The sequence below is a fragment of the Mycolicibacterium phocaicum genome (genome assembly GCF_010731115.1).
In the GTDB taxonomy this organism is placed as follows: domain Bacteria; phylum Actinomycetota; class Actinomycetes; order Mycobacteriales; family Mycobacteriaceae; genus Mycobacterium; species Mycobacterium phocaicum.
Map to the genome: position 1 here is coordinate 4,725,550 of NZ_AP022616.1, position 23,526 is coordinate 4,749,075.

Annotated in this window: 25 protein-coding genes; 13 read left to right on the plus strand and 12 right to left on the minus strand. The window is 68.4% G+C overall.

Translation table 11 applies throughout. The features are described 5' to 3' along the window. The first annotated feature begins 12 nt into the window (after positions 1 to 12). On the plus strand, positions 13 to 1,590 hold the full coding sequence (gene gjpA, locus G6N46_RS22600; RefSeq protein WP_167526426.1) for an outer membrane porin GjpA: 1,578 nt from the start codon (positions 13 to 15) through the stop codon (positions 1,588 to 1,590). Between the two features lie 68 nt (positions 1,591 to 1,658). Here the strand turns inward: gjpA and G6N46_RS22605 are convergent, their stop codons facing one another. Both G6N46_RS22605 and G6N46_RS22610 read right to left on the minus strand, forming a co-directional pair. Then, positions 1,659 to 2,519 (minus strand): N-acetylglutamate synthase, CG3035 family, encoded by an 861-nt coding sequence (locus G6N46_RS22605; protein WP_138250694.1) that lies wholly within the window; start codon positions 2,517 to 2,519, stop codon positions 1,659 to 1,661. Next, positions 2,519 to 3,112, minus strand: coding sequence for a peptide deformylase (locus tag G6N46_RS22610; RefSeq protein ID WP_138250693.1), 594 nt, complete (start codon positions 3,110 to 3,112; stop codon positions 2,519 to 2,521). Before G6N46_RS22610 ends, G6N46_RS22605 begins: the two co-directional genes overlap by 1 nt. A 161-nt stretch (positions 3,113 to 3,273) precedes the next feature. On the opposite strand from G6N46_RS22610, the gene G6N46_RS22615 reads away from it, so the two are divergent. The 6 genes from G6N46_RS22615 (at position 3,274) to G6N46_RS22640 (ending at position 7,968) form a co-directional block, all read left to right on the plus strand. Then, a complete protein-coding gene (locus tag G6N46_RS22615) occupies positions 3,274 to 3,582 on the plus strand; it encodes a nucleoid-associated protein NapA (protein WP_029105136.1) in 309 nt (102 codons plus the stop codon). Positions 3,583 to 3,623: 41 nt separating this feature from the next. Further along, entirely contained in the window at positions 3,624 to 4,091 is a 468-nt protein-coding gene (locus G6N46_RS22620; RefSeq protein WP_138250692.1) for a LytR C-terminal domain-containing protein, read from the plus strand. Positions 4,092 to 4,101: 10 nt separating this feature from the next. Further along, on the plus strand, positions 4,102 to 4,821 hold the full coding sequence (sodC, locus tag G6N46_RS22625; RefSeq protein WP_064860084.1) for a superoxide dismutase[Cu-Zn]: 720 nt from the start codon (positions 4,102 to 4,104) through the stop codon (positions 4,819 to 4,821). Beyond that, positions 4,802 to 5,950, plus strand: a complete 1,149-nt coding sequence (locus G6N46_RS22630; RefSeq protein ID WP_138250758.1) for a glutamate--cysteine ligase — start codon at positions 4,802 to 4,804, stop codon at positions 5,948 to 5,950. Before sodC ends, G6N46_RS22630 begins: the two co-directional genes overlap by 20 nt. A 2-nt stretch (positions 5,951 to 5,952) precedes the next feature. Further along, a complete protein-coding gene (locus tag G6N46_RS22635) occupies positions 5,953 to 6,588 on the plus strand; it encodes an LON peptidase substrate-binding domain-containing protein (protein WP_138250691.1) in 636 nt (211 codons plus the stop codon). 81 nt (positions 6,589 to 6,669) lie between these two features. Continuing rightward, the gene (locus G6N46_RS22640) at positions 6,670 to 7,968 is read left to right on the plus strand and encodes a DUF4878 domain-containing protein (protein ID WP_138250690.1); all 1,299 of its coding nucleotides are present in this window, start codon (positions 6,670 to 6,672) and stop codon (positions 7,966 to 7,968) included. Here G6N46_RS22640 and G6N46_RS22645 read toward each other — a convergent pair. Genes G6N46_RS22645 through G6N46_RS22675 form a run of 7 tightly spaced genes read right to left on the minus strand, consistent with a single transcriptional unit; the run spans position 7,961 to position 14,883 of the window. Next, positions 7,961 to 8,872 carry a class I SAM-dependent methyltransferase gene (locus G6N46_RS22645; protein ID WP_138250689.1) on the minus strand — a complete coding sequence of 304 codons (912 nt, stop codon included), beginning with the start codon at positions 8,870 to 8,872 and terminating at the stop codon, positions 7,961 to 7,963. The two genes, G6N46_RS22640 and G6N46_RS22645, sit on opposite strands and share 8 nt — an antisense overlap. After that, complete coding sequence (mnhG, locus tag G6N46_RS22650) at positions 8,859 to 9,194, minus strand: monovalent cation/H(+) antiporter subunit G (protein WP_138250688.1); 336 nt, start codon at positions 9,192 to 9,194, stop codon at positions 8,859 to 8,861. The genes G6N46_RS22645 and mnhG overlap by 14 nt, the downstream gene beginning before the upstream one ends. Next, positions 9,191 to 9,466, minus strand: a complete 276-nt coding sequence (locus G6N46_RS22655; protein WP_138250687.1) for a monovalent cation/H+ antiporter complex subunit F — start codon at positions 9,464 to 9,466, stop codon at positions 9,191 to 9,193. Before G6N46_RS22655 ends, mnhG begins: the two co-directional genes overlap by 4 nt. Next, the gene (locus G6N46_RS22660) at positions 9,463 to 9,993 is read right to left on the minus strand and encodes a Na+/H+ antiporter subunit E (RefSeq protein WP_138250686.1); all 531 of its coding nucleotides are present in this window, start codon (positions 9,991 to 9,993) and stop codon (positions 9,463 to 9,465) included. The genes G6N46_RS22655 and G6N46_RS22660 overlap by 4 nt, the downstream gene beginning before the upstream one ends. Then, positions 9,990 to 11,582: a Na+/H+ antiporter subunit D gene (locus tag G6N46_RS22665; protein WP_138250685.1), complete on the minus strand. Its 1,593-nt coding sequence runs from the start codon at positions 11,580 to 11,582 to the stop codon at positions 9,990 to 9,992. Before G6N46_RS22665 ends, G6N46_RS22660 begins: the two co-directional genes overlap by 4 nt. Next, the gene (locus G6N46_RS22670) at positions 11,579 to 12,052 is read right to left on the minus strand and encodes a Na(+)/H(+) antiporter subunit C (RefSeq protein WP_073694740.1); all 474 of its coding nucleotides are present in this window, start codon (positions 12,050 to 12,052) and stop codon (positions 11,579 to 11,581) included. Before G6N46_RS22670 ends, G6N46_RS22665 begins: the two co-directional genes overlap by 4 nt. After that, complete coding sequence (locus G6N46_RS22675; RefSeq protein WP_138250684.1) at positions 12,049 to 14,883, minus strand: Na+/H+ antiporter subunit A; 2,835 nt, start codon at positions 14,881 to 14,883, stop codon at positions 12,049 to 12,051. The genes G6N46_RS22670 and G6N46_RS22675 overlap by 4 nt, the downstream gene beginning before the upstream one ends. Positions 14,884 to 15,075: 192 nt before the next feature. Between G6N46_RS22675 and G6N46_RS22680 the strand changes: the two genes are divergently transcribed. Continuing rightward, positions 15,076 to 16,089 (plus strand): VWA domain-containing protein, encoded by a 1,014-nt coding sequence (locus G6N46_RS22680; RefSeq protein ID WP_138250683.1) that lies wholly within the window; start codon positions 15,076 to 15,078, stop codon positions 16,087 to 16,089. 15 nt (positions 16,090 to 16,104) lie between these two features. Continuing rightward, complete coding sequence (locus tag G6N46_RS22685; protein WP_138250682.1) at positions 16,105 to 16,554, plus strand: SRPBCC family protein; 450 nt, start codon at positions 16,105 to 16,107, stop codon at positions 16,552 to 16,554. Here the strand turns inward: G6N46_RS22685 and G6N46_RS22690 are convergent, their stop codons facing one another. After that, entirely contained in the window at positions 16,555 to 17,109 is a 555-nt protein-coding gene (locus G6N46_RS22690; RefSeq protein WP_138250757.1) for an LGFP repeat-containing protein, read from the minus strand. Positions 17,110 to 17,530: 421 nt separating this feature from the next. On the opposite strand from G6N46_RS22690, the gene G6N46_RS22695 reads away from it, so the two are divergent. From G6N46_RS22695 to G6N46_RS22705, 3 genes are read left to right on the plus strand one after another with little or no spacing between them, the layout of a single operon-like run. Next, positions 17,531 to 17,815, plus strand: a complete 285-nt coding sequence (locus tag G6N46_RS22695) for a hypothetical protein (RefSeq protein ID WP_167526427.1) — start codon at positions 17,531 to 17,533, stop codon at positions 17,813 to 17,815. 60 nt (positions 17,816 to 17,875) lie between these two features. Continuing rightward, the gene (locus tag G6N46_RS22700) at positions 17,876 to 19,429 is read left to right on the plus strand and encodes a S53 family peptidase (RefSeq protein WP_138250681.1); all 1,554 of its coding nucleotides are present in this window, start codon (positions 17,876 to 17,878) and stop codon (positions 19,427 to 19,429) included. After that, a complete protein-coding gene (locus G6N46_RS22705; RefSeq protein ID WP_138250680.1) occupies positions 19,426 to 20,940 on the plus strand; it encodes a zinc ribbon domain-containing protein in 1,515 nt (504 codons plus the stop codon). Before G6N46_RS22700 ends, G6N46_RS22705 begins: the two co-directional genes overlap by 4 nt. On the opposite strand, the gene G6N46_RS22710 is transcribed toward G6N46_RS22705, so the two are convergent. Beyond that, positions 20,903 to 21,529 carry an NAD(P)/FAD-dependent oxidoreductase gene (locus G6N46_RS22710; RefSeq protein WP_138250679.1) on the minus strand — a complete coding sequence of 209 codons (627 nt, stop codon included), beginning with the start codon at positions 21,527 to 21,529 and terminating at the stop codon, positions 20,903 to 20,905. The genes G6N46_RS22705 and G6N46_RS22710 overlap by 38 nt on opposite strands. Continuing rightward, a complete protein-coding gene (locus G6N46_RS22715) occupies positions 21,526 to 22,800 on the minus strand; it encodes an NADH:flavin oxidoreductase/NADH oxidase family protein (RefSeq protein ID WP_138250678.1) in 1,275 nt (424 codons plus the stop codon). The genes G6N46_RS22710 and G6N46_RS22715 overlap by 4 nt, the downstream gene beginning before the upstream one ends. 91 nt (positions 22,801 to 22,891) lie before the next feature. Between G6N46_RS22715 and G6N46_RS22720 the strand changes: the two genes are divergently transcribed. Next, a complete protein-coding gene (locus G6N46_RS22720; protein ID WP_073694734.1) occupies positions 22,892 to 23,479 on the plus strand; it encodes a TetR/AcrR family transcriptional regulator in 588 nt (195 codons plus the stop codon). The last annotated feature ends 47 nt before the right edge of the window (positions 23,480 to 23,526 follow it).

The window sequence follows — 23,526 nt, forward strand, 5'->3', positions numbered from 1 at the left end:
GGAGTCGTATTCATGGATTCAGCGGTCCGTCGCCATACCAAGGCGGGTATCTGCGCAGCGACCACGGCGGCCATCGTGGCCGGCCCACTGCTCACGTCGGCACCCGCCTCCGTCAAGCTTCCGGCGCTGCCGTCGGTCAGCACTGCCGCTGTGCAGCTGACTGCGGCGTACAACCCGCTGCAGCCGTGGCAGGACGCGTTCAAGACCGCTGCGGCGAATGCCGGGCGCATCGGCGAGGCCTTCTCCGAGGCGCCGGCGGTGTTGTTGCAGCAGTTCCTGGCGAATCAGATCGACCACGTCGGGGCCATCCTGCAGAATCCCGGCAACATCGGCACGGTCTTGGGCGAGATCGGGCACAACGTGCAGTCGGCGATCACGGCCGCGACGTTGCTGGGCACTGACCCCGGCAACAACTCGCAGTCCGTCGACTCGAACGATGGTTTCCACTTCATTCTGCTTCAGGTGATTCCGAAGCTGCTTCCGACGGCCTCGAACGCCATGGCCAACCGGGTCGTGCAGGAAGTGTTCAACTTCCTGGCATCGCCGCTGAGCGGGGTCCTGATCGGCCTGGCAGGACCGGCGATCAGCCCGGCGGTGGCGCTGGCGAACAGTCTCACCAGCATCGGTGCGTCCCTGTCGCAAGGCGACGCGGCGAAAGCGCTGCAGACCGCCATCAACATCCCGGCCGCCATGGTGAACGGCGTCCTCAACGGCGCCAACCTCAACCTGGACCTCGTGGCCAAGCTGATCAACAAGACCATCCCCCTCAGCGACAATGCCGTCGTCAAGGCGCTCAACATCCAGTTCGGCGGACTGTTCACCGCCGGATCGACGGGCTGGGACCAGATGGGCCTCGGTGGCTCGATCCTGAACTCACTCGGGCAGACCGTCTATGCCGACATCATCGGGACGGACCTGCAGATCGACGGTCTGGGCATCGGGCCCATCGGCGCCATGGTGTCGCTCGGCCGCATCCTCGCCAAGGCCATCGGCTGGAGCGGCACGGGTAATCCGCTGGCGCCCAAGACCGCCGCCGATCCGGCTGCCGCCACGCAGGTGTCGGTGACCAAGGCGGCGACGGACAACTCGATCACCTCGATCCCGCAGTCCACGTTGGCGGTGACGCAGGTGAAGGCGACCGCAGCGGAGGCTCCGGAGGCGCCCGCGAAGCCTGCTGCTCCGGCCAAGGCGGAGACCCCGGCGACCCCGGCCACGCCCGCAACTCCGGCGACCCCGGCAACTCCGGCCACCCCCGCCACCTCGGAGACGCCGGCTACCCCGGCCACGCCGGCGACCCCGGCGACGCCCGCCACCCCGGCGACCCCGACGAAGGCCGACAACCAGAAGTCGGATGACACCAAGCCGGATACCACCAAGTCGGAGACGAAGACGTCCGAGACCAAGTCCGACACAACGAAGTCCGAGACCACCAAGTCGGAGACCAAGAAGTCCGAGTCGAAGAAGCCGGGCAAGCAGAAGTCGGAGAAGGCCGATAAGGCCGAGAAGCCGAAGCCCGCGAAGAAGTCGGCGCCGGCGAAATCGACTGCAGCTCAGGGTGGTTCGGCCCCCAGTGGGGCCGACGCGCACTAGCTGGTACCTGCCGAGGCCACGGTTTCCCGGGCGCCGACGATGTCGCGCGGGAAGCCGTGGCCGCGGCGTTACAGGAGCACGTACCGCGACCGGTGATGCAGCCGGAAACCCATCGACTCGGCCAGCGCGATCGCCGTCGCGTTGTCGTCGGGAACCCGGACGTATGCGTGCGTCGCACCACGGCCGGCGGCCCAGGCCAGCAGTTCGGCGCAGACGGCCCGGCCGAGTCCGCGGCGACGTTCCGACTCGAGCACCGCGACGTCCGACAGGCCGGCCCACACCCTGCCGCCGGGCGCCGTGGTCACCGCGACCCGGCCGACCGCCGCGTCGGCCACCGTGGCGAACGCCACGTCTCCGTCGACGACGGCGCTGAGCACATCGACGGGCACGTCCTGCGCGTGAATCTGCAACCACCGGGCATCCGGACGCGAGGGCAATTCGGCATCGGCGGCGCCCGACAGTTCCATGGTCAGCACGCGATTCGGGTCGACGCCTTCGGAACGGACCGGCAGCAGCCGTTCCGGCAGTGCCACCCACGGTTGCAGTCCGCGTTCGGCGTACCAGTCGGCAATCGCCGGCAGCGTCGTCAGGTCCGACGAAAAGAGCAGCGGCACAGCCGAGTTGGTGCGCGTGTCCGTCCCGCCGGCGCGCAGCAGCCAGCCGTCGGCCCAGTGCTGTTCGGTACCCGGCCAGGCCAGGGCGGCGGCGTGCTCGACCGCACGTATCTCTGAATTGCGCACCGGTGCGTGCGACAGCTCGCGCACCGACATCACCGCGGCAGGGCTGATCTCGACGCGCTCACCCGACTTGGTGCGCACCACCACGACCGGGGTGAGCGCCTCGAGGTGCCCGACGACGTCGGTGAAAGCCTCTGCGTCAGACTCGGGCAACCGGTAGCGCAGCGAGACGCGGCTACCGACCGAAGGCATCAGTGCCCGAACGGGTCGTCGACCTCGCCCGGCATCCAGCTCAGCCCCGGCACGCCCCACTTGTTCGACTTGACCATCCGCTTTGCGGCCCGGGCGTTGCGGCCGATCAGGCAGTCGAGGTACAGGAAGCCGTCGAGGTGACCGGTCTCGTGCTGCAGCATCCGGGCGAACAGGCCGGTGCCCTCAAGCTCGACCGGCTTGCCGTCGGCGTCCAGACCGGTGACCTTGGCCCACGTGGCGCGGCCGGTCGGGAACGACTCGCCGGGAACCGACAGACAGCCCTCGTCGTCGTAATCCGGATCGGGCATGGTCTCGGGGATCTCCGACGTCTCCAGCACCGGGTTGATCACCACGCCGCGGCGCCGCGCGGTCTGGCCGCGGTCGTCGGCGCAGTCGTAGACGAACAGCCGCAGCCCGACGCCGATCTGATTGGCGGCCAGGCCCACGCCGTTGGCCTTGTCCATCGTTTCGTACATGTCGTCGATCAGCTCGGCGAGATCGGAAGGGAGGGAGCCGTCGGCGCCGACGGCCACCGGAGTGGTCGCGGTGTGCAGAACAGGGTCACCGACGATGCAGATTGGACGGACAGCCATGACGAGCAATCTTAATGATCCGACTCGCGGGTAACGATCACGGCTCAATACCGTCGGCCGTGGTTGAATGTTCGCCGAACCACTTGCAGCGTCCGAGATCCGTTGTGACGCACGAAACAGGCTGGCATATACCGAGATCAGAGAAAGGGTCCAGGGGCGAAATGGACGGCGCTATGGCGCGTACTGAGCGATCCGGGGACGACTCTGAGCTCGCCGACGGGTTGACCCGCCGCGAACACGACATTCTTGGTTTCGAACGTCAGTGGTGGAAATTCGCGGGTTCCAAAGAGGACGCCATCAAGGAACTGTTCTCGATGTCGGCGACCCGGTACTACCAGGTGCTCAACGCCCTGGTCGACCGTCCCGAGGCGCTGGCCGCGGACCCGATGCTGGTCAAGCGGCTGCGCCGGCAGCGGGCCAGCCGGCAGAAGGCCAAGGCCGCGCGTCGACTCGGTTTCGAAATCACCTAGCTTTTCTGCCCTGAGGGTCCGCCTCGATAAGGTGGGGAGCAATGAATCAGCGAGAGTCCTCCGGACTGCCCCTGCGCGCCATGGTCATGGTGCTGTTGTTCCTCGGTGTCGTGTTCCTGCTGGTGGCGTTCCAGTCGCTGAGTTCCGACAGCAGCTCCGACTCGAGCTCGTCGAGCAGCTCGTCCAGTGCGACGTCCGCCCCGGCCACCACGACGTCGACGACGCCGGCGCCCGCCAAGGCCGACGTCAAGGTGTTCAACATCTCCGAGGTTGCCGGCGCGGCGCAGACCGTCGCCAACAAGCTGCACGAGCAGCAGTGGAACGTGACCGAGACCGACAACCTCAGCGTCGACGCGCCGCCGGCCGCCACGACCGTGTATTTCGGTGAGGCCGCGGGAGAGAAGGAAGCCGCCGAAGCGGTCGGCAAAATCCTCGACGCGCCCGTCGAACCGCGCATCCCCGCGCTCAATGACAAGGGACCGGGCGTCATCGTTCTGGTGACCGGTTAGGCTCTCGGGCATGCCGATCTCAGCCCCGATTCGCTTCCTCGCCGCCGCTGCGGTCATTGCTCCCGTCGTCGCTGCGTGTGCGCCTCCCGGACAGGTCCCCGCAACCACCCCCGGCACCACGCCGGCGATCTGGACGGGCGTCGAGCACGCCCCGCAGGGCCACGGTGAAAAGGCCGGTGAAAAGGCTGCCCCGCAGGCCGCCCCGATTGGCGAGAAGCTGGTCACCGAGCTGAAGACCCCCGAGGGCACCACTGTCGCGACCGCTGAGTTCCTGTTCAACGGTGGGTTCGCCACGCTGACGGTCAAGACCACCTCCGGCGGCGTGCTGACGCCCGGATTCCATGGCCTGCACATCCACTCTGCCGGCAAGTGCGAGCCGAACTCGGTGGCGCCGACCGGTGGCGCCCCCGGCGACTTCCTGTCCGCCGGCGGACACTTCCAGGCTCCGGGCCACACCGGCTACCCGATGAGCGGCGACCTCGCCTCGCTGCAGGTCAAGGGCGACGGCACCGGCTCGCTGGTGACCACCACCGACGCGTTCACCGCCGAGCAGCTGCTCGCCGGCAATAAGACCGCGCTGATCATCCACGAGAAGGCCGACAACTTCGGCAACATCCCGGCCGACCGGTACCAGCAGATCCAGGGCGCCGCACCGGGTGCGGACGAGGCTTCGATGAACACCGGTGACTCCGGTAAGCGCGTGGCGTGCGGTGTCATCGCTGCCGGGTAGCGCGGACAGCCACACTCCACCGCGAATCGATTTCGCCGGGTCGCCACGGCCGACCCTCGGCGTCGAATGGGAGTTCGCCCTCGTCGATGCCCGCACACGCGACCTGAGCAACGAGGCCGCCGCGGTCATCGCCGAGATCGGCGAGACCCCGCATGTGCACAAGGAATTGCTGCGCAACACCGTCGAAGTGGTCACCGGCGTCTGCGACACCGCAGGCGAGGCCATGGACGATCTGCGGTCGACGCTCGGCCCGGTACGCCGGATCGTGCGTGATCGCGGCATGGAGCTGTTCTGCGCCGGCACCCACCCGTTCGCGGAGTGGGAGAGCCAGCAGCTCACCGAAGGGCAGCGCTACGCCGAGCTGATCAAGCGAACCCAATGGTGGGGCCGGCAGATGCTGATCTGGGGCGTGCACGTACACGTCGGGATTTCCTCGGCGCACAAGGTGATGCCGATCATCACGTCGCTGCTCAACCAGTACCCGCATCTGCTGGCGCTGTCGGCGTCGTCGCCGTACTGGGACGGTGAGGACACCGGCTACGCCAGCAACCGGGCCATGATGTTCCAGCAGCTGCCGACCGCGGGCCTGCCGTTCCACTTCCAGAAGTGGTCGCACTTCGAGCGCTTCGTCTACGACCAGCGCAAGACCGGCATCATCGACCACATGAACGAAATCCGTTGGGACATCCGGCCGTCGCCGCATCTGGGCACGATCGAGGTCCGGATTTTCGACGGCGTGTCCAACATCGCCGAACTCGGTGCGCTGGTCGCGCTGACGCACTGCCTGATCGTCGACCTGGACCGCCGGCTGGACGCCGGCGAGCAGTTGCCGACCATGCCGCCCTGGCACGTGCAGGAGAACAAGTGGCGCGCGGCGCGGTACGGACTGGATGCCGAGATCATCCTGGATGCCGACAGCAACGAGCGGTTGGTCACCGAAGATCTGGACGAGCTGCTGAACCGGCTGGAACCGGTTGCGGCATCACTGAATTGCGCCGACGAGTTGGCTCGGGTGGTCGACATCTACACCTTGGGCGGCTCCTATCAACGCCAGCGCCGGGTCGCCGAGGAAACCGACGGGGATCTGCTGGAAGTCGTGGACGCATTGGTGTCGGAGCTGGAGTTGTAGCCGTGCCCATCACGCCGATGTTCCCGCTGGAGTCCGCGCTGCTGCCCGGCGACGAACTGCCGCTGCGCATCTTCGAGCCGCGGTACGGCGAACTGGTGCGGGACTGCATGGCCGCCCCGGAGCAGGTGTTCGGCGTGGTGCTCATCTCGGCCGGCCGTGAGGTCGGTGGCGGCGATGCCCGATGCTCGGTCGGCGCGCTCGCCCACATCGACCGGTGCCAGCCGCAGGGCGTCGGCCGGTACATGTTGAGCTGCAGCGTGACCGACCGCATTCGAATAGTGCAGTGGCACAACGACGATCCGTACCCGCGCGCCGAAATCGAGAGATGGCCCGACGAGCCGGGGCCGGTGGTCCCGGAGGCGTCCATCGTGGCAGTCGAGGACCGGATCATCGCGCTGTTCGAACGCATCGCGTCGGCGCAGGGCGCGCGCCTGCGGGACCGGGCCTCGATCCTGGCCAGGACCGTCAAACCAGATGTGGGACAACGCCTCTACGCGCTGGCCGCACTACTGCCGATCGGCCAGGCCGACAAGTATTCGGTGCTGGCCGCGCCGAATGCCGCGGCCCGGCTGGAGGCGCTCGAGGAAGCGGTCGAGAGTCTCACCGCGATGGTGGAATTCCAGCTGTCCGAGGAGTAGCGGCGGCCGTTCCGTGCAGGCGGGGTGGTGTGGCACCGCTTATCCTTGACACAGCTTGTTGTGTTACGGGGAGGGTTCACGATGACGGGTTGGCAGGGGAGCGGTTACAACGGTCCCAACTACAACGGTCCCAACCCGGGTGGGGGCGCGGGCAGGTCGTCCGACGAAGAAGAGACGGCGATTCACCAGACCACGCCACCGGCCGCCCCCGGATGGCCGCCGCAGACGCCGCCGCCGTTGAGCCAGCCGCCGGCCGGCGCGCCGCAGACACCGGCATGGGGCCAGCCGGCCGCGCCGCAGACCGGCGGGTGGGGCCAGGCCCCGAGCGGTTGGGGCCAACCGCCGGCACCGCCCACCGCGCCCGGTGGCTACGGCGCGCAGCCGTTCGTCACCCCGCCGAAGAAGAACAAGGTGCCGCTGATCATCGCGGCCATCGTGGTGGTGCTCGTCGTGCTCGGTGGCGGCATCTACTACGTCTACGACTCGTTCGGTTCGGGCGACAGCAGCGGCTCGAGCTCCGCCAGCGAGGTCGTCAAGGGCTACCTGGAGGCGCTGTCGAACGGCAACGCCGACACGGCACTGTCCTTCAGCAATGACCAGCCGGCCTCGAAGGAATTCCTCTCCAGCGACGTGCTGAAGAAGCAGATCGCCGAATGGCCGATCAGTGACATCCGCATCCTGAACGAAGACAAGACCATGGAGTCGATCGGCCGAGCCGACGTCCACGTGGCAGCCAAGTTCGGCGACAAGAACTCCGACGCCACGATCCACGTCAAGAAGGAAGGCGGCAAGTGGCAGCTGGCCCACGCCGCCGTCAAGCTCGATCTGTCGTCGTTGAGCAGCTCCAACAATGCCGCAGACAAGACGATGACGGTGTTCGGTAAGGAGGTCAGCGAGGAATCGGCGATCTACGTGTTCCCCGGCTTCCTGGAACTCGGCAGCACCAGCCCGTACGTGACGGTCACCAACAGCAAGCCGCTGCTGCTCGACGCCATCGAGGGATATTCGGCGAGCGCCTACCTGCAGCCGAAGTTCGCGCTCAACGATTCCGGCACCAAGACCATCGCCAAGCTGCTGGACGCGGCGTACGGCAGCTGCTCGTCGTCGCGTTCGCTCGTCCCGCCCGCACCCTGCCCGGTGAAGATCAGCGACCGGGAACTGGTCGACGGCACCGTGACCTGGAGCCAACCCGACATGAGCGCCGTCAAGATCGGCGATCTGGACGAATACCGCATGGAAGTACGAATTTCCGGCGAGGTGCACTACGAGGTCAGCGGCCAGGGCCGCCGCGGCGGGACCACGCGGGGCACGGTGACCTCGTACGTCACCGGCACCACCGCCGACGTCAGCGGCGAGCAGGTGAAGATCAAGTTCAACTGAGCTTGGCGTCCACGAACTCGCTGCCGATGTCCGGCACCTCGCCGGCGACTTCCGGCTTGTACCGGGCGGTGACTTCGGCGGAGGTCTCGACCCCAGCCTGCCAGCCGTGGCGCGTCAGCCACTCGGCGACGTCTTCGCGCGGCTCTGGGTAGAAGAGCTCGGCGACGTCGGTCACCTGCTGACCGGCTTTGGCGGCTTCCTCACGGATCGCATCCATCCGGGCTTTGCGGATGCGCTGGTTCTCCTCGCTGAAATAGTTGGCGCCGAAGCCCTCGACAGCGACGCGGCTACCGGGCGCACTGAGTTCGTGGATACGGTCGAACAACAGATCCTGGGCCTCGGCGGGCAGGTAGGGCAGCAGCCCCTCGGCGAGCCAGGCCGTCGGCTGAGCGGGGTCGAAACCGCTTCGCCGCAAGGCTTCCGGCCAGTCCTGACGGAGGTCGATGGGTACGCCGACGTGCCGGGCGACCGGCTGAATGTCATGGGCCGCCAGGGTTTCCTCCTTGAACGCCAGCACTTTCGGCTGGTCGATCTCGAAAACCACGGTGCCGTCCGGCCAGGGGAGTCGCCAGGCCCGCGCGTCCAATCCCGCGGCCAGGATGACCACCTGGCGGATGCCGTCGGCGCTGGTCGATGCGAAGAACTCGTCGAACCACTTGGTGCGCGCCGCCGCGTATGCCCACACCATGCGCATGCGTTGCGTCTGTGCCGAACCGGCAGCGCCGCCGGCGAACGGCGACGACCAGCCGGCCGCGGTGGCGGCGTCGATGAACAGCTGCGCGCAGGGATCGTCGAACAACGGCTTGTCAGAAGCGGATTCGGCGGCCCGGGCCATCGCCACCCCCAACGCGGTGGCGCCCACGCTTTCGGTGATGTCCCAGGAATCGTCGTCAGTTCGCGCCATAGTCGTCCAATTCGTCGCGGATCAGTAGGTCGTCGCGGAAACTCTGTTCACGATAGGCGAGCTGGCCGACGCGGTTGGCCACCACCGGGGCGGTGATCAGGGTGAACAAGCCGGCCAGGATCAGCATGCCGACGTCGGCGTGCCCGCGCAGGCGCAGCCCGGCCCCGGTCAGCACCAGCAGCAGCCCCAGCACCTGGGGCTTACTGGCGGCCTGTAGCCGTGACAGCGTGTCCGGGAAACGCACGACGCCGATGGCCGCCGTCAGTGCCAGCACCGATCCGGCGAGCACCAAAACGCCTGCGATGATGTCGAATACGTTCATCGCGGCGGCTCCTGATCGGTGTCGCGGACACGGAACCGGGCCACGCTGACCGAGCCGACGAAGGTGATCAGGGCCAGCGCCGTCAAGCTGTAGGTCGCCGTGGTGTCGAGGCTGTAAGCCGCCCACGTGCCGATGCCGCACATGGTGACGGCGACGAACGTGTCCAGCGCGACCAGGCGGTCGAGGGTGCCGGGGCCGGCCAGCAGCCGGAACACCGTGATGGCCGCGGCCGCGATCAGCATCACAGCGGCGATGGTCCAGATGGTGTTCATGCGGGGTCCGCTTCCAAAGGCTGCCAATGGGATTCACGTTCGAACGAGGCGATCATCAACCGCTCCACCTCGGCGATCTGGCGGTGGAACTGCTGCACCGCGCGCTCGGATCCGACGTCGAGCACGTGGACGTAGATCATCCGGCGCGCCTGGTCGACCTCCAGCACGATCGAGCCAGGGATGAGGTTGATGACGTTGACCGCCACTGCCAGCACGAGGTCGGATTTGAGGGCGAGCCGGGCCCGGAGCACCGCGGTCAGCGGTGGGGGTCCGGGTCTGACCGCCAGCCAGGCGAGTTGTAACGAGGACTGCACCAGGTAGTAGGCGACCTTGAGCACGAGCCACGCCAGGGAGAGGGGATGGAGCCGGCCCGCCACCGGCACCTGCGGCAATGGCAGCAGCACCGTGATCAGCACGGCGACGGCGAGGCCGCCGACGATGTTGGCGGCGGAGATGTTGCCCCACAACAGAATCCACACCGCCATCAGCCAGACCAGGATGCCCACGCGCGGTAACCACTGCCTCATGGCGCCAACACCACCGAGATGTACTGGCCGCGGTCGGCGACCTGGTCGGCGGCCCGCTCCGCGAACCCGAAGATGGGCCCCGCGAACACCGTCAGGGCGAGCCCCACCGCGATGAGCACCGCGGTCGGCGCCAGCATGCTGACGGGCATCCGGCCGACGTCGGGCCGGTCGTCGACGGCCACGTTCGCCACCGGCTCGAGCAGGCCGGCCGGGGCCGCCGTGGACAGCATGCCCTCCGGCGCGTCGGCGCGGGCGCGCCAGAACGCGAGCGTCCACACCCGCGCCATGACGTACAGCGTCAGCAAGCTGGTGATGACCGAGCCGGCGACCAGTGCCCACGCGAGCACCGACGCGCTCTCGGTGCCGGCCTGCAGCAGCGCCACCTTGCCGATGAAACCCGAGAACGGCGGAATGCCACCGAGGTTCAGCGCCGGGATGATGAACACGAACGCCAGCAGCGGGCTGGCCGCCGCGAGTCCACCGAGTCGCTGCAGTGTCGAGGCCCCGGCCTGCCGCTCGATCAGCCCCACCACCAGGAAGAGCGTGGTCTGTACGACGATGTGGTGGGCCACGTAGTAGATGGCGCCGGCCATGCCGATCCGGTTGGACACCGCGATACCGAACACCAGGTAGCCGATGTGGCTGACCAGGGTGAAGGACAGCAGTCGCTTGATGTCGCTCTGGGCCATGGCGCCGAGGATGCCGATCAACATGGTGAGCAGCGCCGCGACCATGAGCACGCCGTCGAGCGAGCCGCCCGGGAACAGCAGCGTATGGGCCCGAATGATCGCGTAGACACCGACTTTGGTGAGCAGGCCGGCGAACACCGCGGTGACCGGTGCCGGGGCGGTGGGGTAGGAGTCGGGCAGCCATGCCGACAGCGGGAACACCGCCGCCTTGATGCCGAACGCCACCAGCAGCACCGCGAACAGCGCCGCCCGGGTGCCCGGGGTGATGCCGTCCAGCCGGTTCGCCAGCTCGGCGAGGTTCAGGGTGCCGGTGGCCGCGTAGGTGAGCGCGATGCCGATCAGGAAGATCACCGACGACACCATGGACACCATGACGTAGCCGATGCCGGCGCGGACGCGTTCCTCACTGGCGCCGACGGTCAGCAGCACGAAGCTCGCGGCCAGCAGCACCTCGAAGCCGACGAACAGGTTGAACAGATCGCCCGCGAGGAACGCGATGCAGACGCCGGCCGACAGCACCAGGTAGGTCGGCAGGAAGATCGACACCGGCTGCTCGTCACCGCCGTCGCGGATACCCTGCCCGATGGCGTACCAGACCACGGCCAGCAGCACGATCGAGGACACCACCAGCATCAGGGCCGAAAGCCGGTCGACGACAAGCACTATGCCGAGCGGTCCCATGCCGGGTTCGGTCTGGCCCCAGCCGCCGACGTGGACGGCGACGGTCCCGCTGTGGTCGACGACGTAGACCAGCGCCGCGCAGACCGCCGTCATCGCGGCGAGCGCCACCAGCGCGACGACCTGCTGCAGCCGGGGCCGGCGGCCCGCGAACATCGTCGCGGCGGCCCCGAGGATCGGGATCAGAACGGGCAGCGGTGCCAGCACCGCACCCGTCGTCACGCCTGCTCCACCGGGTCGGCGGGCAGCGCGTCGAGTTCCGCGGGCGCGTCGGCGTCGGTGACGACGGACGGTTCGCCGCGGTCTTCCTCGACCGCCGGGGTGTCGGTGGTCGACAGCTGCGCCACCCGGCTGTCCTCGGGATCGTTGCCCACCTCTTCGACTGTCGTGAGGCGGTAGGCCCGGTAGATCAGCGCCAGTACGAACGCGGCGACACCCATGGTGATGACGATCGAGGTGAGGACCATGCCCTGCGCCAGCGGGTCGGCGGTTCCCGTCTGGCCGTGGCTGGTGCGGCCGCGCACCGGCGGATTACCGGAGTCACCCCCCATCACCAGGATCAGCAGGTTCACCGCGTTGCCGATCAGCAACAGGCCCAACAGCATTCGGGTCAGGTTGCGCTCCAGCAGCAGGTACACGCCGGTGCCGGTGAGACCGCCGATGAGCACGAGCGGGACGAGATAGGTCGTCATCGGGTGGCCGCCTCACGTGGTGCGTACAACTCTTCGTCGACCTTGGCGCCGAGGCTCCGCAGGATGTCCAGCACCAGGCCCACGACGATGAGGTACACGCCGAGGTCGAAGAACAGCGCCGTCACCACCTTCACCGAACCCAGCAGGGGCAGCGTGAATTTCACCACCGCGCTGGACAGCACCGGGGCACCCAGCAGCAGCGAGGCCGTCGCCGTCCCGGCCGACAGCGCCAGGCCGGCACCCAGAATCTTGCCGGCGTCCAGCGGCAGCGTCTCGCCCAATTCGTAACGGCCGCCGGCCAGGTACCGCAGTACCAGCGCCAGACCCGCCGTCAGGCCACCGGCGAAACCGCCGCCGGGAGTGTTGTGTCCGGCGAAGAAGAAGTACACCGACAGCACCATGATGAGCGGGAAGATCATGCGGGTCGCCACCTCGAGCACCAGGGAGCGGTGCCGCGGATCGCGCAGGTCGCTGCCCCGCAGCCAGGTGATGTCGGGGGTGGGCCGGTGGTCCTTCGGTACCCGGGGTGCCGAGCCGAAACGCCTGTGCCGGAACACCATCGACGCCACGCCGGTCGCGGCGACCAGCAGCACCGAGATCTCTCCGAGAGTGTCCCAGGCCCGGATGTCCACCAGCAGCACGTTGACGGTGTTGGCGCCGTGCCCGCGGTAGTACGCCGCGTCGGGCAGCAGCTCGGCCAGCGGCCGGGTCCTGCGGGCGGCCATGGCGTACACGGCCAGTGCCGTCACCGACGCGCCGACAGCGGTGGCCAGCAGGGCGCGGGGGAGCCGGTGCCGCTTCATGTGGGTGGCGTCGGATTCGGCGGGCAGGGTGCGCAGCACCAGCAGGAAGACCACCAAAGTCAGTGTCTCGACCAGGAATTGGGTCAACGCCAGGTCCGGCGCCCCGTAGAAGACGTAGAGCGTGCCACACCCGTAGCCGGTGACACCGACGACCAGCACCGCCGCCAGGCGGTTGCGCATCACGGTCGCGCTGATCGCCGCCGCCAGCACGATGAGCCCGACCACCACCTGTAGCGGCGAGTTCCACAACTTCAGGTCGGGCTGGTCGCGCGGGCCCAGCAGCAGCACCGCGACGGGCAGCACGGCGAGGGTGGACAGGATCATCGCCTGCGTTGTCGGGATCGAGCCGCGCTGGGTGAACGCCGTCAGCCGCACGGCGAAGCGGTCCGCGCCGCGGATGGCCGCGTCGTACATCCGGTCGGCGTTGCCCAGCGGCAGATAGGGCACCCGGAAGCGTTCGAGGCGGTGCCGCAGCACGAATGCCGCCGCGCCGGCTCCGAGGATCACGGCCGACAACAGCAGCGGCATGTTGACGCCGTGCCACAGCGCCAGGTGGTACCCGGTGCTGCCCGGCATGGTCGCGGTGTAGTCGGCGATGGCGTGGTCCAGCGCGTTCGGCAACAGCCCGAAGCCGAGCCCGGCGACGGCCAGGATGCCCGGCGGGATGAGGAAGCCGAGGCTGGGACGGTGCATCTCGGTGACGCGAATGGTCGGCTCGGCCTTGCCTTTTCGGGCGAACGCGCCGTAGAGGAACCGCAGGCTGTAGATGGTGGTGAACACCGACCCGAACGCCACGGTCGCGAGTACGAACGGTGCCGATGCGCCCAACGTCGGGCTGTGCCACAGGGTTTCGAAGTCGGCCTCCTTCGCGACGAAGCCGAGGAACGGCGGCAGCCCGGCCATGCTGGCGGCCGCGGCGACGGCGATGCCCAGCAGCACGGGGCTGCGCCGGCCGAGCCACGCCAGTTTCCGGATGTCGCGGGTGCCCGTGGCGTGGTCGATGATCCCGACGACCATGAACAGCGCGGCCTTGAACATGGCGTGCGCGCACAGCATGGCGAGCCCGGCCAGCATCAGATCGCCGCCGCCGGCGCCGACCATCACCGTGATCAGCCCGAGCTGGCTGACGGTGCCGAAGGCCAGGATCAGTTTGAGGTCATACTCCCGGACGGCGCGCCAGCCGGCCAGCAGCAGCGTCACCAGACCCAGCGTCACGACCGTCGGCCGCCACGGCTGGTGGTCGGCGAAACCGGGTGTCATGCGGGCGATCAGGTACACACCGGCCTTCACCATGGCCGCGGCGTGCAGGTAGGCGCTGACGGGTGTCGGCGCCGCCATGGCACCCGGCAGCCAGAAGTGCATCGGCACGATAGCCGACTTGGACAGTGCGCCGATGAGGACCAGCACGACGGCGACTGACGAGGTGGTACCGGTCGGCGCGTTGGCGACGAGATCGGACAGCCGGTAGGTGCCGGCCAGCGTGCCCAGCATGATGATGCCGGTCAGCATCGCCAGGCCGCCGAACGTGGTGACCAGCAGCGCCTGGGTGGCGGCGCGCCGGCTCGTTGCACGTTCGGCGTAGTGGCCGACGAGCAGGAACGACAGCACGGTCGTCAGCTCCCAGAACAGATACAGCAGCAGCGTGTTGTCGCTGCAGACCAGTCCGAACATGGCGCCCGAGAACGCGACGAGCTCGGCGGCGAAGCTGGGCAGCCGGTTCTCGGTGTGCCCGTCGGCGTGGTGGAAGTACTCGGCGCAGTACAGCAGCACGAGGGTGCCGACGCCCAGCACCAGCACCGACATGATCGCCGCCAGCGAATCCAGCCGCAGCGTGATGTCCATGGACAGTTGCGGCACCCAGTCGATGTGCAGCATCTGCTCGCCGGTCCCCGGCCAGTTCGACGCCAGCCAGATCAGTGAGCCCGCGGGCGCCAGCGCGAGCGGATAGAACGCCCGCCGTCCCCAGCGTCGTACCAACAGGGGAGCGAGAACGGTGGCGATCGCGTGTACGTACAGAACGGTGAGCATGGGCCTCCGGCAGGCGTCGGGGGGCGGTCCGTTGGGGGCGAGCGTAGCGACGGGAGAGGGTCCGGCCAGCTTACGGGGCGGCTGTGACTGCCGTGGCCCGGCGGTTCCCGCAGGCCACAGCCCCGCTACCGGGTGCACGATGCACCGACTCCTACACTTTTCACTTATGGTGACGAACGCGACGGGGCGCCGATGAGTCTTCCGGGAATCGGATCGGTGTCGTTGTCGGGCTTCGCGCACCCCTGGCTGCTCCTGACCGCACTGCTGCCCATCGCGTTGGTGGCCGCCTATCTCGCGGCACAACGCAACCGCGCGAGTCGGCTGCGCAGCTACGCCGGCGACCAGCCGCGCACCGACGTCGTACCGCTGCAGCCGACGCGCTGGCGGCACCTCCCGATGGTGTTCTCGGTGGCCGCGCTGCTGTCGCTGACCGTCGCGCTCGCCGCGCCCACCCACGAGATCAAGACCCCGCGCAATCGCGCGGTGATCATGCTCGTGATGGACGTCTCCCGGTCCATGGAGGCCGACGACGTCTCCCCGAGCCGGCTGGCCGCGGCGAAGGACGCCGCCAAGCAGTTCGCGAAGAAGCTGACGCCCGGCGTGAACCTCGGCCTGGTCACGTTCTCCGGAAACACCAACCTGCTGGTGTCGCCCACGCCGGACCACAACGCCACCATCACCGCGCTGGACCACCTCACCGTCGACGACGGCACCGCGACCGGCGACGGCATCTTCGCGGCCCTGCGCGCGATCTCGACCCTGGCCGACGTGCTCGGTGGCAGTGGCAACACCGACAAGCCGCCGAAACGCATCGTGTTGCTGTCCGACGGCGCGGAGAACCGGCCCGGCAACCCGGACAGCCCGCACGGCGCCTACACCGCGGCGCGGACCTCCAAGGAGTCGGACACCCCGATCTCGACCATCGCGTTCGGGACCAAGGGCGGCAAGATCAAGGTCGACAACCAGAGCGTCAACGTCCCGGTCAACGACACCACGATGAAGCGGGTCGCCGAGCTGTCCGGCGGGCAGATGTACACGGCGGCCAAGATCGAGGACCTCAACAAGAGCTACGACGCCATCCAGCAGCAGATCGGCTACGAGATCATCCGCGGCCCCGGTGGTACCGCATGGCTGCGTCTCGGCGTGTTCGCGCTGACCTGTGCGGTGATCTCCGCGCTGGTGATCAACCGGCGGCTGCCGACATAGGGTTGAATACGACTCGTGGACAACGAAATTCGGGTCGTCAGTGCCAGTCGTGACATCGCCGCACCGGCGGCCGAGATCTTCGAGCTGATCGCCGACCCCGCACAGCAGCCGCGCTGGGACGGCAACGACAACCTGGCGGAGGCGTCCGTCGGCCAGCGCGTGCACGCCGTAGGTGACGTGTTCGTCATGGGCCTGACCATCGGCGCGACGCGAGAGAACCATGTCGTCGAATTCGTCGAGGGCCGGCGCATCGCGTGGAAGCCGTCCGAGCCCGGACTGCCGCAGCCGGGGCACCTGTGGCGCTGGGAGCTCGAGCCCATCGACGACGGGCACACCCGCGTCACCCACACCTACGACTGGACCGCACTGACCGACGAGAAGCGGCTGAACCGGGCCAGGCAGACCTCCGCCGACTGGCTGCAGGCCTCACTGGCCCGGCTCGCCGCGCTCGCCGAGGAGCAGTGACTACGGCTTGGGGGAGATGGCGGCCTTGAAGGTGCCGTCACCCTGGTTCAGCCAGGTGATGGTGCCCCTCTGGAACTCGCTGATCCAGCCGCCCTTGGGCGCGTCCGGTCCGCCGGCGGTCTGGGCTTCGTCAGTGGTCGGGAAGCCCAATTCGCCTCCGGCGCCACCCTTTTCGGTGTACTCGCGCAGAATCTCACCCTGCACGAGATGGGCGCCCGTCGTCGGCGAGCTGAAGATGGTGCCTTTCGCGAAGGCCTGCACCGTGCCGTCGCCGACCTTCTGGGGCTGAGCGGTCGGTAGGCCGAGGGCGGCCTCGCCGCCGGCTTTCTGGTAGGCGTCGGCAACGGGGCCGTCGAGTTGTACCTCGCCGACGCCCGGTGCGTTGATGGACGAGGGCGGGCCGGCCATGGCCGACGAAGCGGCGCTCGACGCGGAACTGGCGGCGGACGATGCGGCGCTGGCTCCCGAGCTGGCAACCGATGAGGCGGCACTGGCGCCCGAGCTGGCTGCCGACGACGCGGTGGAACCGATGTCCTTGGTTTGGGAGCAGGCCATGACGGCAGCTCCGGTGAGTGCGGCGACGCCGATGGCGGCGGCGGTACGGCGGACGAGCAATTCGTTTTTCACGTGAGACTTCCTCTATGAATTCGACAGGTGAAACGACTTCGCCATTGAAGTCCGAACACTTTCGACCGTATTAGCCACTGGTACGGCACGTACTACTTTGCGGTAATTGCCGGGCGTTTTTGCTTTACTGCCGTCTCATTTGTCTCAGTAGTCGCAGTCGCATGCGATTCACGGGCTCTGAGCTGTTGTTTGCCAGCAGCGTGCGATGTCCCACTATCGGGCTAGATATCCCAGCAATGAAAATCGCTTGTCGGTATGCTGTGAGAAGCGAATCAGATTACGATCGCGATGCCCGTTTCTTCGTGGCTTCGGCCGTCGGGGCGAACGGAATGGACTAAGGAGAATCGGTATGACCACCGTTCGGCACTCGACCCGTAAGAAGATGGTGGCCGGCCTCGCCGTGACCGCCGGACTCGCGATGGGCTTGCTGTCTTCCTGTGGCGAGAAGGCCAAGGAAGAGCCGACCACCACCACGAGCACCACCACCACGACGTCGGCACCCGCCTCCTCGTCGCCGGTGACGCCGAGCGAGAAGGGCGGGCCCACCAAGGGTGGCAACTCGTTCTCCCCGACGGTGAAGGCTCCGGGACCGCAGACGGCGCTGCCGGGCAACGTCGTCACCGCTCCGCACTAAGAACGGAGCCCCATCCCAGTAGGTCGCCGATGCGCCGTACGGCGCATCGGCGCAGTACTGGTGGCAGTCGGGCTGACGGCGCTGGCGTCCGCCGGCCCGCCTGTTGAACGGGGTGGCCGGCTGGCCCTGACCGGTCCGCTGGCCCATCTGCTCTCGGCTTCGGCCGATCTCGGCCCGTCGGCAGCAGCCCACGTCGAACTGACCGCTGCGCTGACACGTGCCGCCCGGCCCGATGGGCTCATCCAATGGGCAAGGGCCGCAGGGCTTTCGGTGCAGTGGCGGCCCGGCGACGACTGGGCCACCGTTGAAGGCGACGCCAGTGCCATGGCGCGGGCGTTGCGTGTGGATGTCCGCGACTACCGCGGACGCCGCGGGCAGACCTTCTATGCCGCGACCAGCCAACCCGAGCTGCCGCCGGCGCTCGTGCCCGAGTTGAGCGGATTCGGCAGGCTCCTCGGGTATACACCGTTCCGGGAGTCGCGGCCGCTGATCATGCCGCGCGACGTCCCCGCCGGCGGTCTCACGGCCCAGGATCTGCGCCGCTCCTACAACGTCTTTCCGCTGTCCGATCAGGGCTACACCGGCAAGGGACGCACCATCGTCATCTTCGGTTTCGACGGCTTCGATCAATCCGATCTCGACATGTTCGCCGACCTGAGCCAATTGCCGCGCTTCACTCCCATCGTGGTGGGGGACATGCCGTCCGAGCGCACCGGCGAGACCACGATGGATCTCCAGATGGCGCACGCCATCGCCCCCGACGCCCAGACCGTGTACGTCAATGCCCGGCCGACCGTGTCCGGCGACGGCGCCTACCGCAAGATCGGCGAGATGATGGCCGACGCCGATCGGCGCTTCCCCGGCGCCGAGTGGAGCCTGTCCATCGGTTGGGGCTGCGACAAGATGCTCACCGCTGCCGATCTGGCGCCCGTGCGTTCGGCGCTGGCGCGGGCGCACCGCAGCGGCACCACCGCCTTCGACGCCAGTGGCGATCTCGCCGGGCTGGAATGCAAAGGCGGGCAGGACTGGTCGGCCCCACCGAGCATCGACGACATCGGACTGGACTCGGTGGCATCGGTACCCGAGATGACGGCCGTCGGCGGCACCACGCTGTCCACCGATGAGCATGGCCAATGGCTCGGCGAGCAGGCCTGGTTCGACGTGCCCCTCACCCACGGCAGTGGCGGCGGGGTATCGGTTCTGTTCGACCGCCCGGCCTGGCAACGGGGTGTGCCGTCCGACCGCGGCCGCAACAAGCGGCTCGTCCCCGACGTCTCCGCGGTCGCGGATTTCTTCACCGGGGCCCGCATGGTCTTCCACGGCGAAACCGTGCTGGCCGGAGGCACGTCCATGTCCGCGCCGATCTGGGCCGGGATGGCGGCGGTGATCGACCAGTACCTGCTCGATCACGGCGGGCGCCTGCTCGGCGACCTGAACCCGCTGCTGTACCGCGTGCAGCGGGCCGGACGGCTCCCGGCGTTCCACGACGTCACCGTGGGCGGTAACGCGATAGCGATGGCCGGCCCCGGCTTCGACTCCGTCACCGGCCTGGGCACACCCGATATCGACAAACTGGCGCGCAGCCTCCTGGTGGCGCAGGGGACAACCGGATGAGCGGCATCGGATTGGTGAGCACGCTGTTCCCTGAGCTTTCGGCCCACGGCCGTCGGTCCTTCCGGATCGCCGTGGCCGCCTTCGTCGCCTGGCTCGTGGCCGCGGCGGCGCTACGTCTCCCCGGCCTCTTCATCGCGACTGTGGCCGTGGGGATTCCGCTGCTTTTCGTGCTGTACGCCCGAGCACTGGATTACCGGGGCCCGGCGAAGCTCCGGCTGCTCGTCAGCACCGGCCTGGGCATCGCTTTCGGCGTGGCCTTCGCCTTCGGGTCCGGTGCGGTGGTCGCGCGCGCCTACGGCGTCCCGCTCGAAAGTGGTGTTGCCGCAGTGCATCTGCGGACCGTCGAGGCCGGCCTGTCGGCGGTGGAGGCGCTGTTGGTGATAGCGCCCGCGCTGCTTCTCCGGGTGTTCAGCCCAGGCGACCGAAAGGCGTTGTACGGCTATGTGATCGGCGCCACCGGCGCGCTCGGTGCAACGGCCGCGACCACGACCGTCCGGATGTTCGCCCAGCTCGATTCGGGGCTGGTCGACCACGATCAACCGCTGTCTGATTTCCTCATCGAAGCCGTGATCCGTGGCATCACCATGCCCATCACCGCGGCCGCCGCTGCCGGAATGCTCGGTGCCGCACTGTGGTTCCGGCCCCGCGGCCGGCGCATCTGGTGGCGCGTCTTGCTGATCGCCGTCGTGCCGGTGCTGGCGCACGTGTGGCTCGGTGACGAGGATTCGGCCGGCATCTCGCAGTGGGCGAAGATGGCGTGGCATGTCGGATTCGCGGTGCTGGGGGTGCTGCTGCTCCGCCTGGTCCTGCAATTGGCGCTGCGGAACGAGGATGCCGACGACGCGCAACGCGACGTACGTGTGCTGTCCGCGCCGCGACTGGTCGCGACGTGGACCGCGGTGGTCGTGGTGCTGGCCCTCGGATTGGTCGGAATCGCCGCTGCCACAACCCAACCGACGGCGCGGTATCAGTGCCCGCCCAATTGCGGGCACCCGCTGATGGGCAAGCCCGTGGTGATCAACCCCAGGTTCACCGCGCCCGACGGCGCTTTCAGCGTCTCCTATCCGGCGCCGGGTACCGCGTACTCGGTGACGATGAACGACACCGGCGTGACGGCCCAGTACACCGGTGGCACCGGCGGGGTCATGCGGCTGTGGGGGGAGCCGGCGCAGGGCCGGGACGCCAAGGACATCACGACGGCATTGCTGCTGGATGCATTCCCGGATTCCCGCGTGGCCTACGAGATACCCAACGCATTGGTGGGATATCGCCCGGGCTACGGCGTCGCTGCCGATGACTGGCCGGACGGGCAGAACGTCGTCGCCTCGCGGACCCGCATCCTGATCATGGTGGCGGTGAAGGACGATCTGGCGCTCGTCGCCGCGGCGGCGGGGCCGTTCAGCGAATTCGGGCCCGGTTCCGGCCCGCCGACCGGGGCCAGCCTGGAGCTGGCCGCGGATATGGGCAAGTACGTCAACAGCTTCCGGTGGCGGGGAGACCCGCCGCGCTGACGGCCGCCGACGCGCGCACCGGCCGCTGGACCAGATGATCCCGCGGGGTGAAGCGGGTTATGCGACGGCGGAAGTCGGCAGTGCCGCGCGGACGGAAGTTGGCGTAGTTCTGTTGGGCCGCCGGCGTCGGTTCGACCGCCGCGAAGCCGAAGTCGCGGGCGTACGCCACCGCGGCGGCGACGTAGTCCGCCTGGGACTCTCGCATCTGCTCGACCGAGTTGTGTCGCAGCCCGATGTTCGGGCCGTGCACCAGGTAGCAGTTGGGGAAGCCGTGGACCGACGTCCCCAGATAGGCGACGGGCTCGCCGTCCCAGCTTTCGGCCATGGACATGCCCTCGGTGCCGAACAACCGGTCGGCCAGCGCGTCGGTGTCGACGACGATGTGGGTTGCCGTCCGTTCGTCATTCGCGGTCGTGACGAGCCAGCGCTGCCGGTCCGCCTGCCAGTGCAGCGCCGTCACATCGTCGGTGTCCTGATCGATCAGCACGACGTCGTCAATCCCGGCCTGGTGCAGCCGAACCGCCGCCGCAAGGGCACCCGGGCCGGTGACCACGATCGCGACGTGGTTGTGGGGGACGGGCTGGTTCATCGGTGGTCCTCGAGTGCGATGGGAGACTTCAGGTCGGACGGCTGCGTCGGCAGCCACTTGCGGTAGCGCGCAAGGGCTTTGCGCTGAACCCGTTGATCGACGATGAGGGCGTACAGCGGATGCGCGCGGGCCGTCGGCTCGAGGCCTTGCGTGATCTGCCGCATCTGGTAGCGGACCAGTGCCATGCTCGCCGCCGACGCCAGCGTCTTGTCCGACCACGTCACCGGCTTGAGGCGCCGGGTGGCTTCCTCGCCGCGGCTCCAGCGGTTGGGCAGGTCCGGGGTGACGGCGATGGCAGTACCCATACCGACGATGTCGATACCGTTGGCCAGCAAGGTGTTCGCGGTGTCCTGCCGGGTGATGCCGCCCGTGAGCATCAGCGGGATGGGGCTGGTCTTGGCGAGTTCTGCGGCCAGCTCCAGGAAGTACGCCTCGCGGGCCGCGGTGCGACTGTCCGCAGCGCGCCCGGTCATGGCCGGGCTCTCGTAGCTGCCACCGGACAGTTCGACGACGTCGACGCCGAGCGGCGCGAGCATCTCGATGACGCGCAGGGCATCGTCGGCGTCGAAGCCGCCGCGCTGGAAGTCCGCCGAGTTCAGCTTGACGGCGACCGCGAACTCCGGGCTGACGGCCAGCCGGATCTGGCGGACGATCTCGAGCAGCAGGCGGGCGCGGTTCTCCAGCGACCCACCCCACTCGTCGGTGCGGGTGTTGACCAACGGCGACAGAAACTGCGACAGCAGGTAGCCGTGCGCGGCGTGTACCTCGACGCCGTCGAAGCCGGCTTCCTCGGCGCGCGCCGCGGTGGTGACGAACCGCTGGATGGTGGCGCCGATCTGCTGCGGCGTCATGGCGCTCGGCCGGCCGAACCGCTTGCTGTGCTTGCCGACATCCACCGCGACGTCCGACGGGCCCCACACCACGCCCGGCATGTTGGCGTTGACCTGGCGGCCGGGGTGGCTGATCTGCATCCACATCTTCGTGCCGCCTGCTTTGCCGGCCTTGGCCCACTTCACGAACGGCTCGAGCGGCGAGTTCGCATCGAGGACGACGCCACCCGGACCGGTGAGAGCCTCGGCGTGGACCATGACGTTGCCGGTGATCAGGACGCCCGCGCCGCCGACGCCCCAGCGGTGGTACAGCGCGATGAGCCGATCGTCGGGCGCCTGGCCGGGGCCGGCGAGACCTTCCTCCATCGCGGCTTTGGCGATGCGGTTTCGGAGCGTCTGACCGGATGCGAGGGTGAAGGGGGTGAAGAGTGTGGGAGACATCGGCTGCCTTCGGGTCGGTATGATGTAAACGCTGCTCACATTTCTAGTGGGCAATGTGAACAGTGTCAACATTTGTGAGGCAGGACTCGGGATGACGTCGAAAGCGGTGTCGAAGCCGGGGTACCACCACGGCGATCTGCGGACCGCCCTGGTGCAGTCGGCGCTGGCGCTGCTGGAAGAGGAGGGCGCCGCGGCGCTCTCGATGCGCGCCGTCGCCCGCCACGCCGGGGTCACCGCCGCCGCGCCCTACCGGCACTACCAGGACCGGGACGCGCTGATGTCAGCCGTCGCGGCCGTCGGCTATCGCGAACTGGCCGCGGACCTGGTGGCCGTCAGCCCGTCCCCGTCGACGGCCGACGAGATCGCCGACGTCGCCATCGCCTACGTTCAGTTCGCGCTGCGGCGTCCCGCGCTGTTCCGCGCCATGTTCAGTGAGCAGTGCGATGCCGGGAGTCCCGAGCGGGTCGACGCGGTCGCGGCGATCTCGGCCTATCTCAAGGCGAACATCGCGCGGGTGTTCCCGGATGCCGATGCCGATGCGTTGAGCGACGCCGTCTGGGCGCTCGTGCATGGACTGGCGTTCCTGTTCCTGGACGGCAAGTTCGACAGCACCGACTCCGGTGAGCTGGAACGGCGCGTCCGGTCCGCGGTGCAGGCCGTCGTGGGTTTGGCTGGTTAGCGCCCCTCGTGCCATCGCTGCGACGGCCCAGGGTTACCAAAAACTGG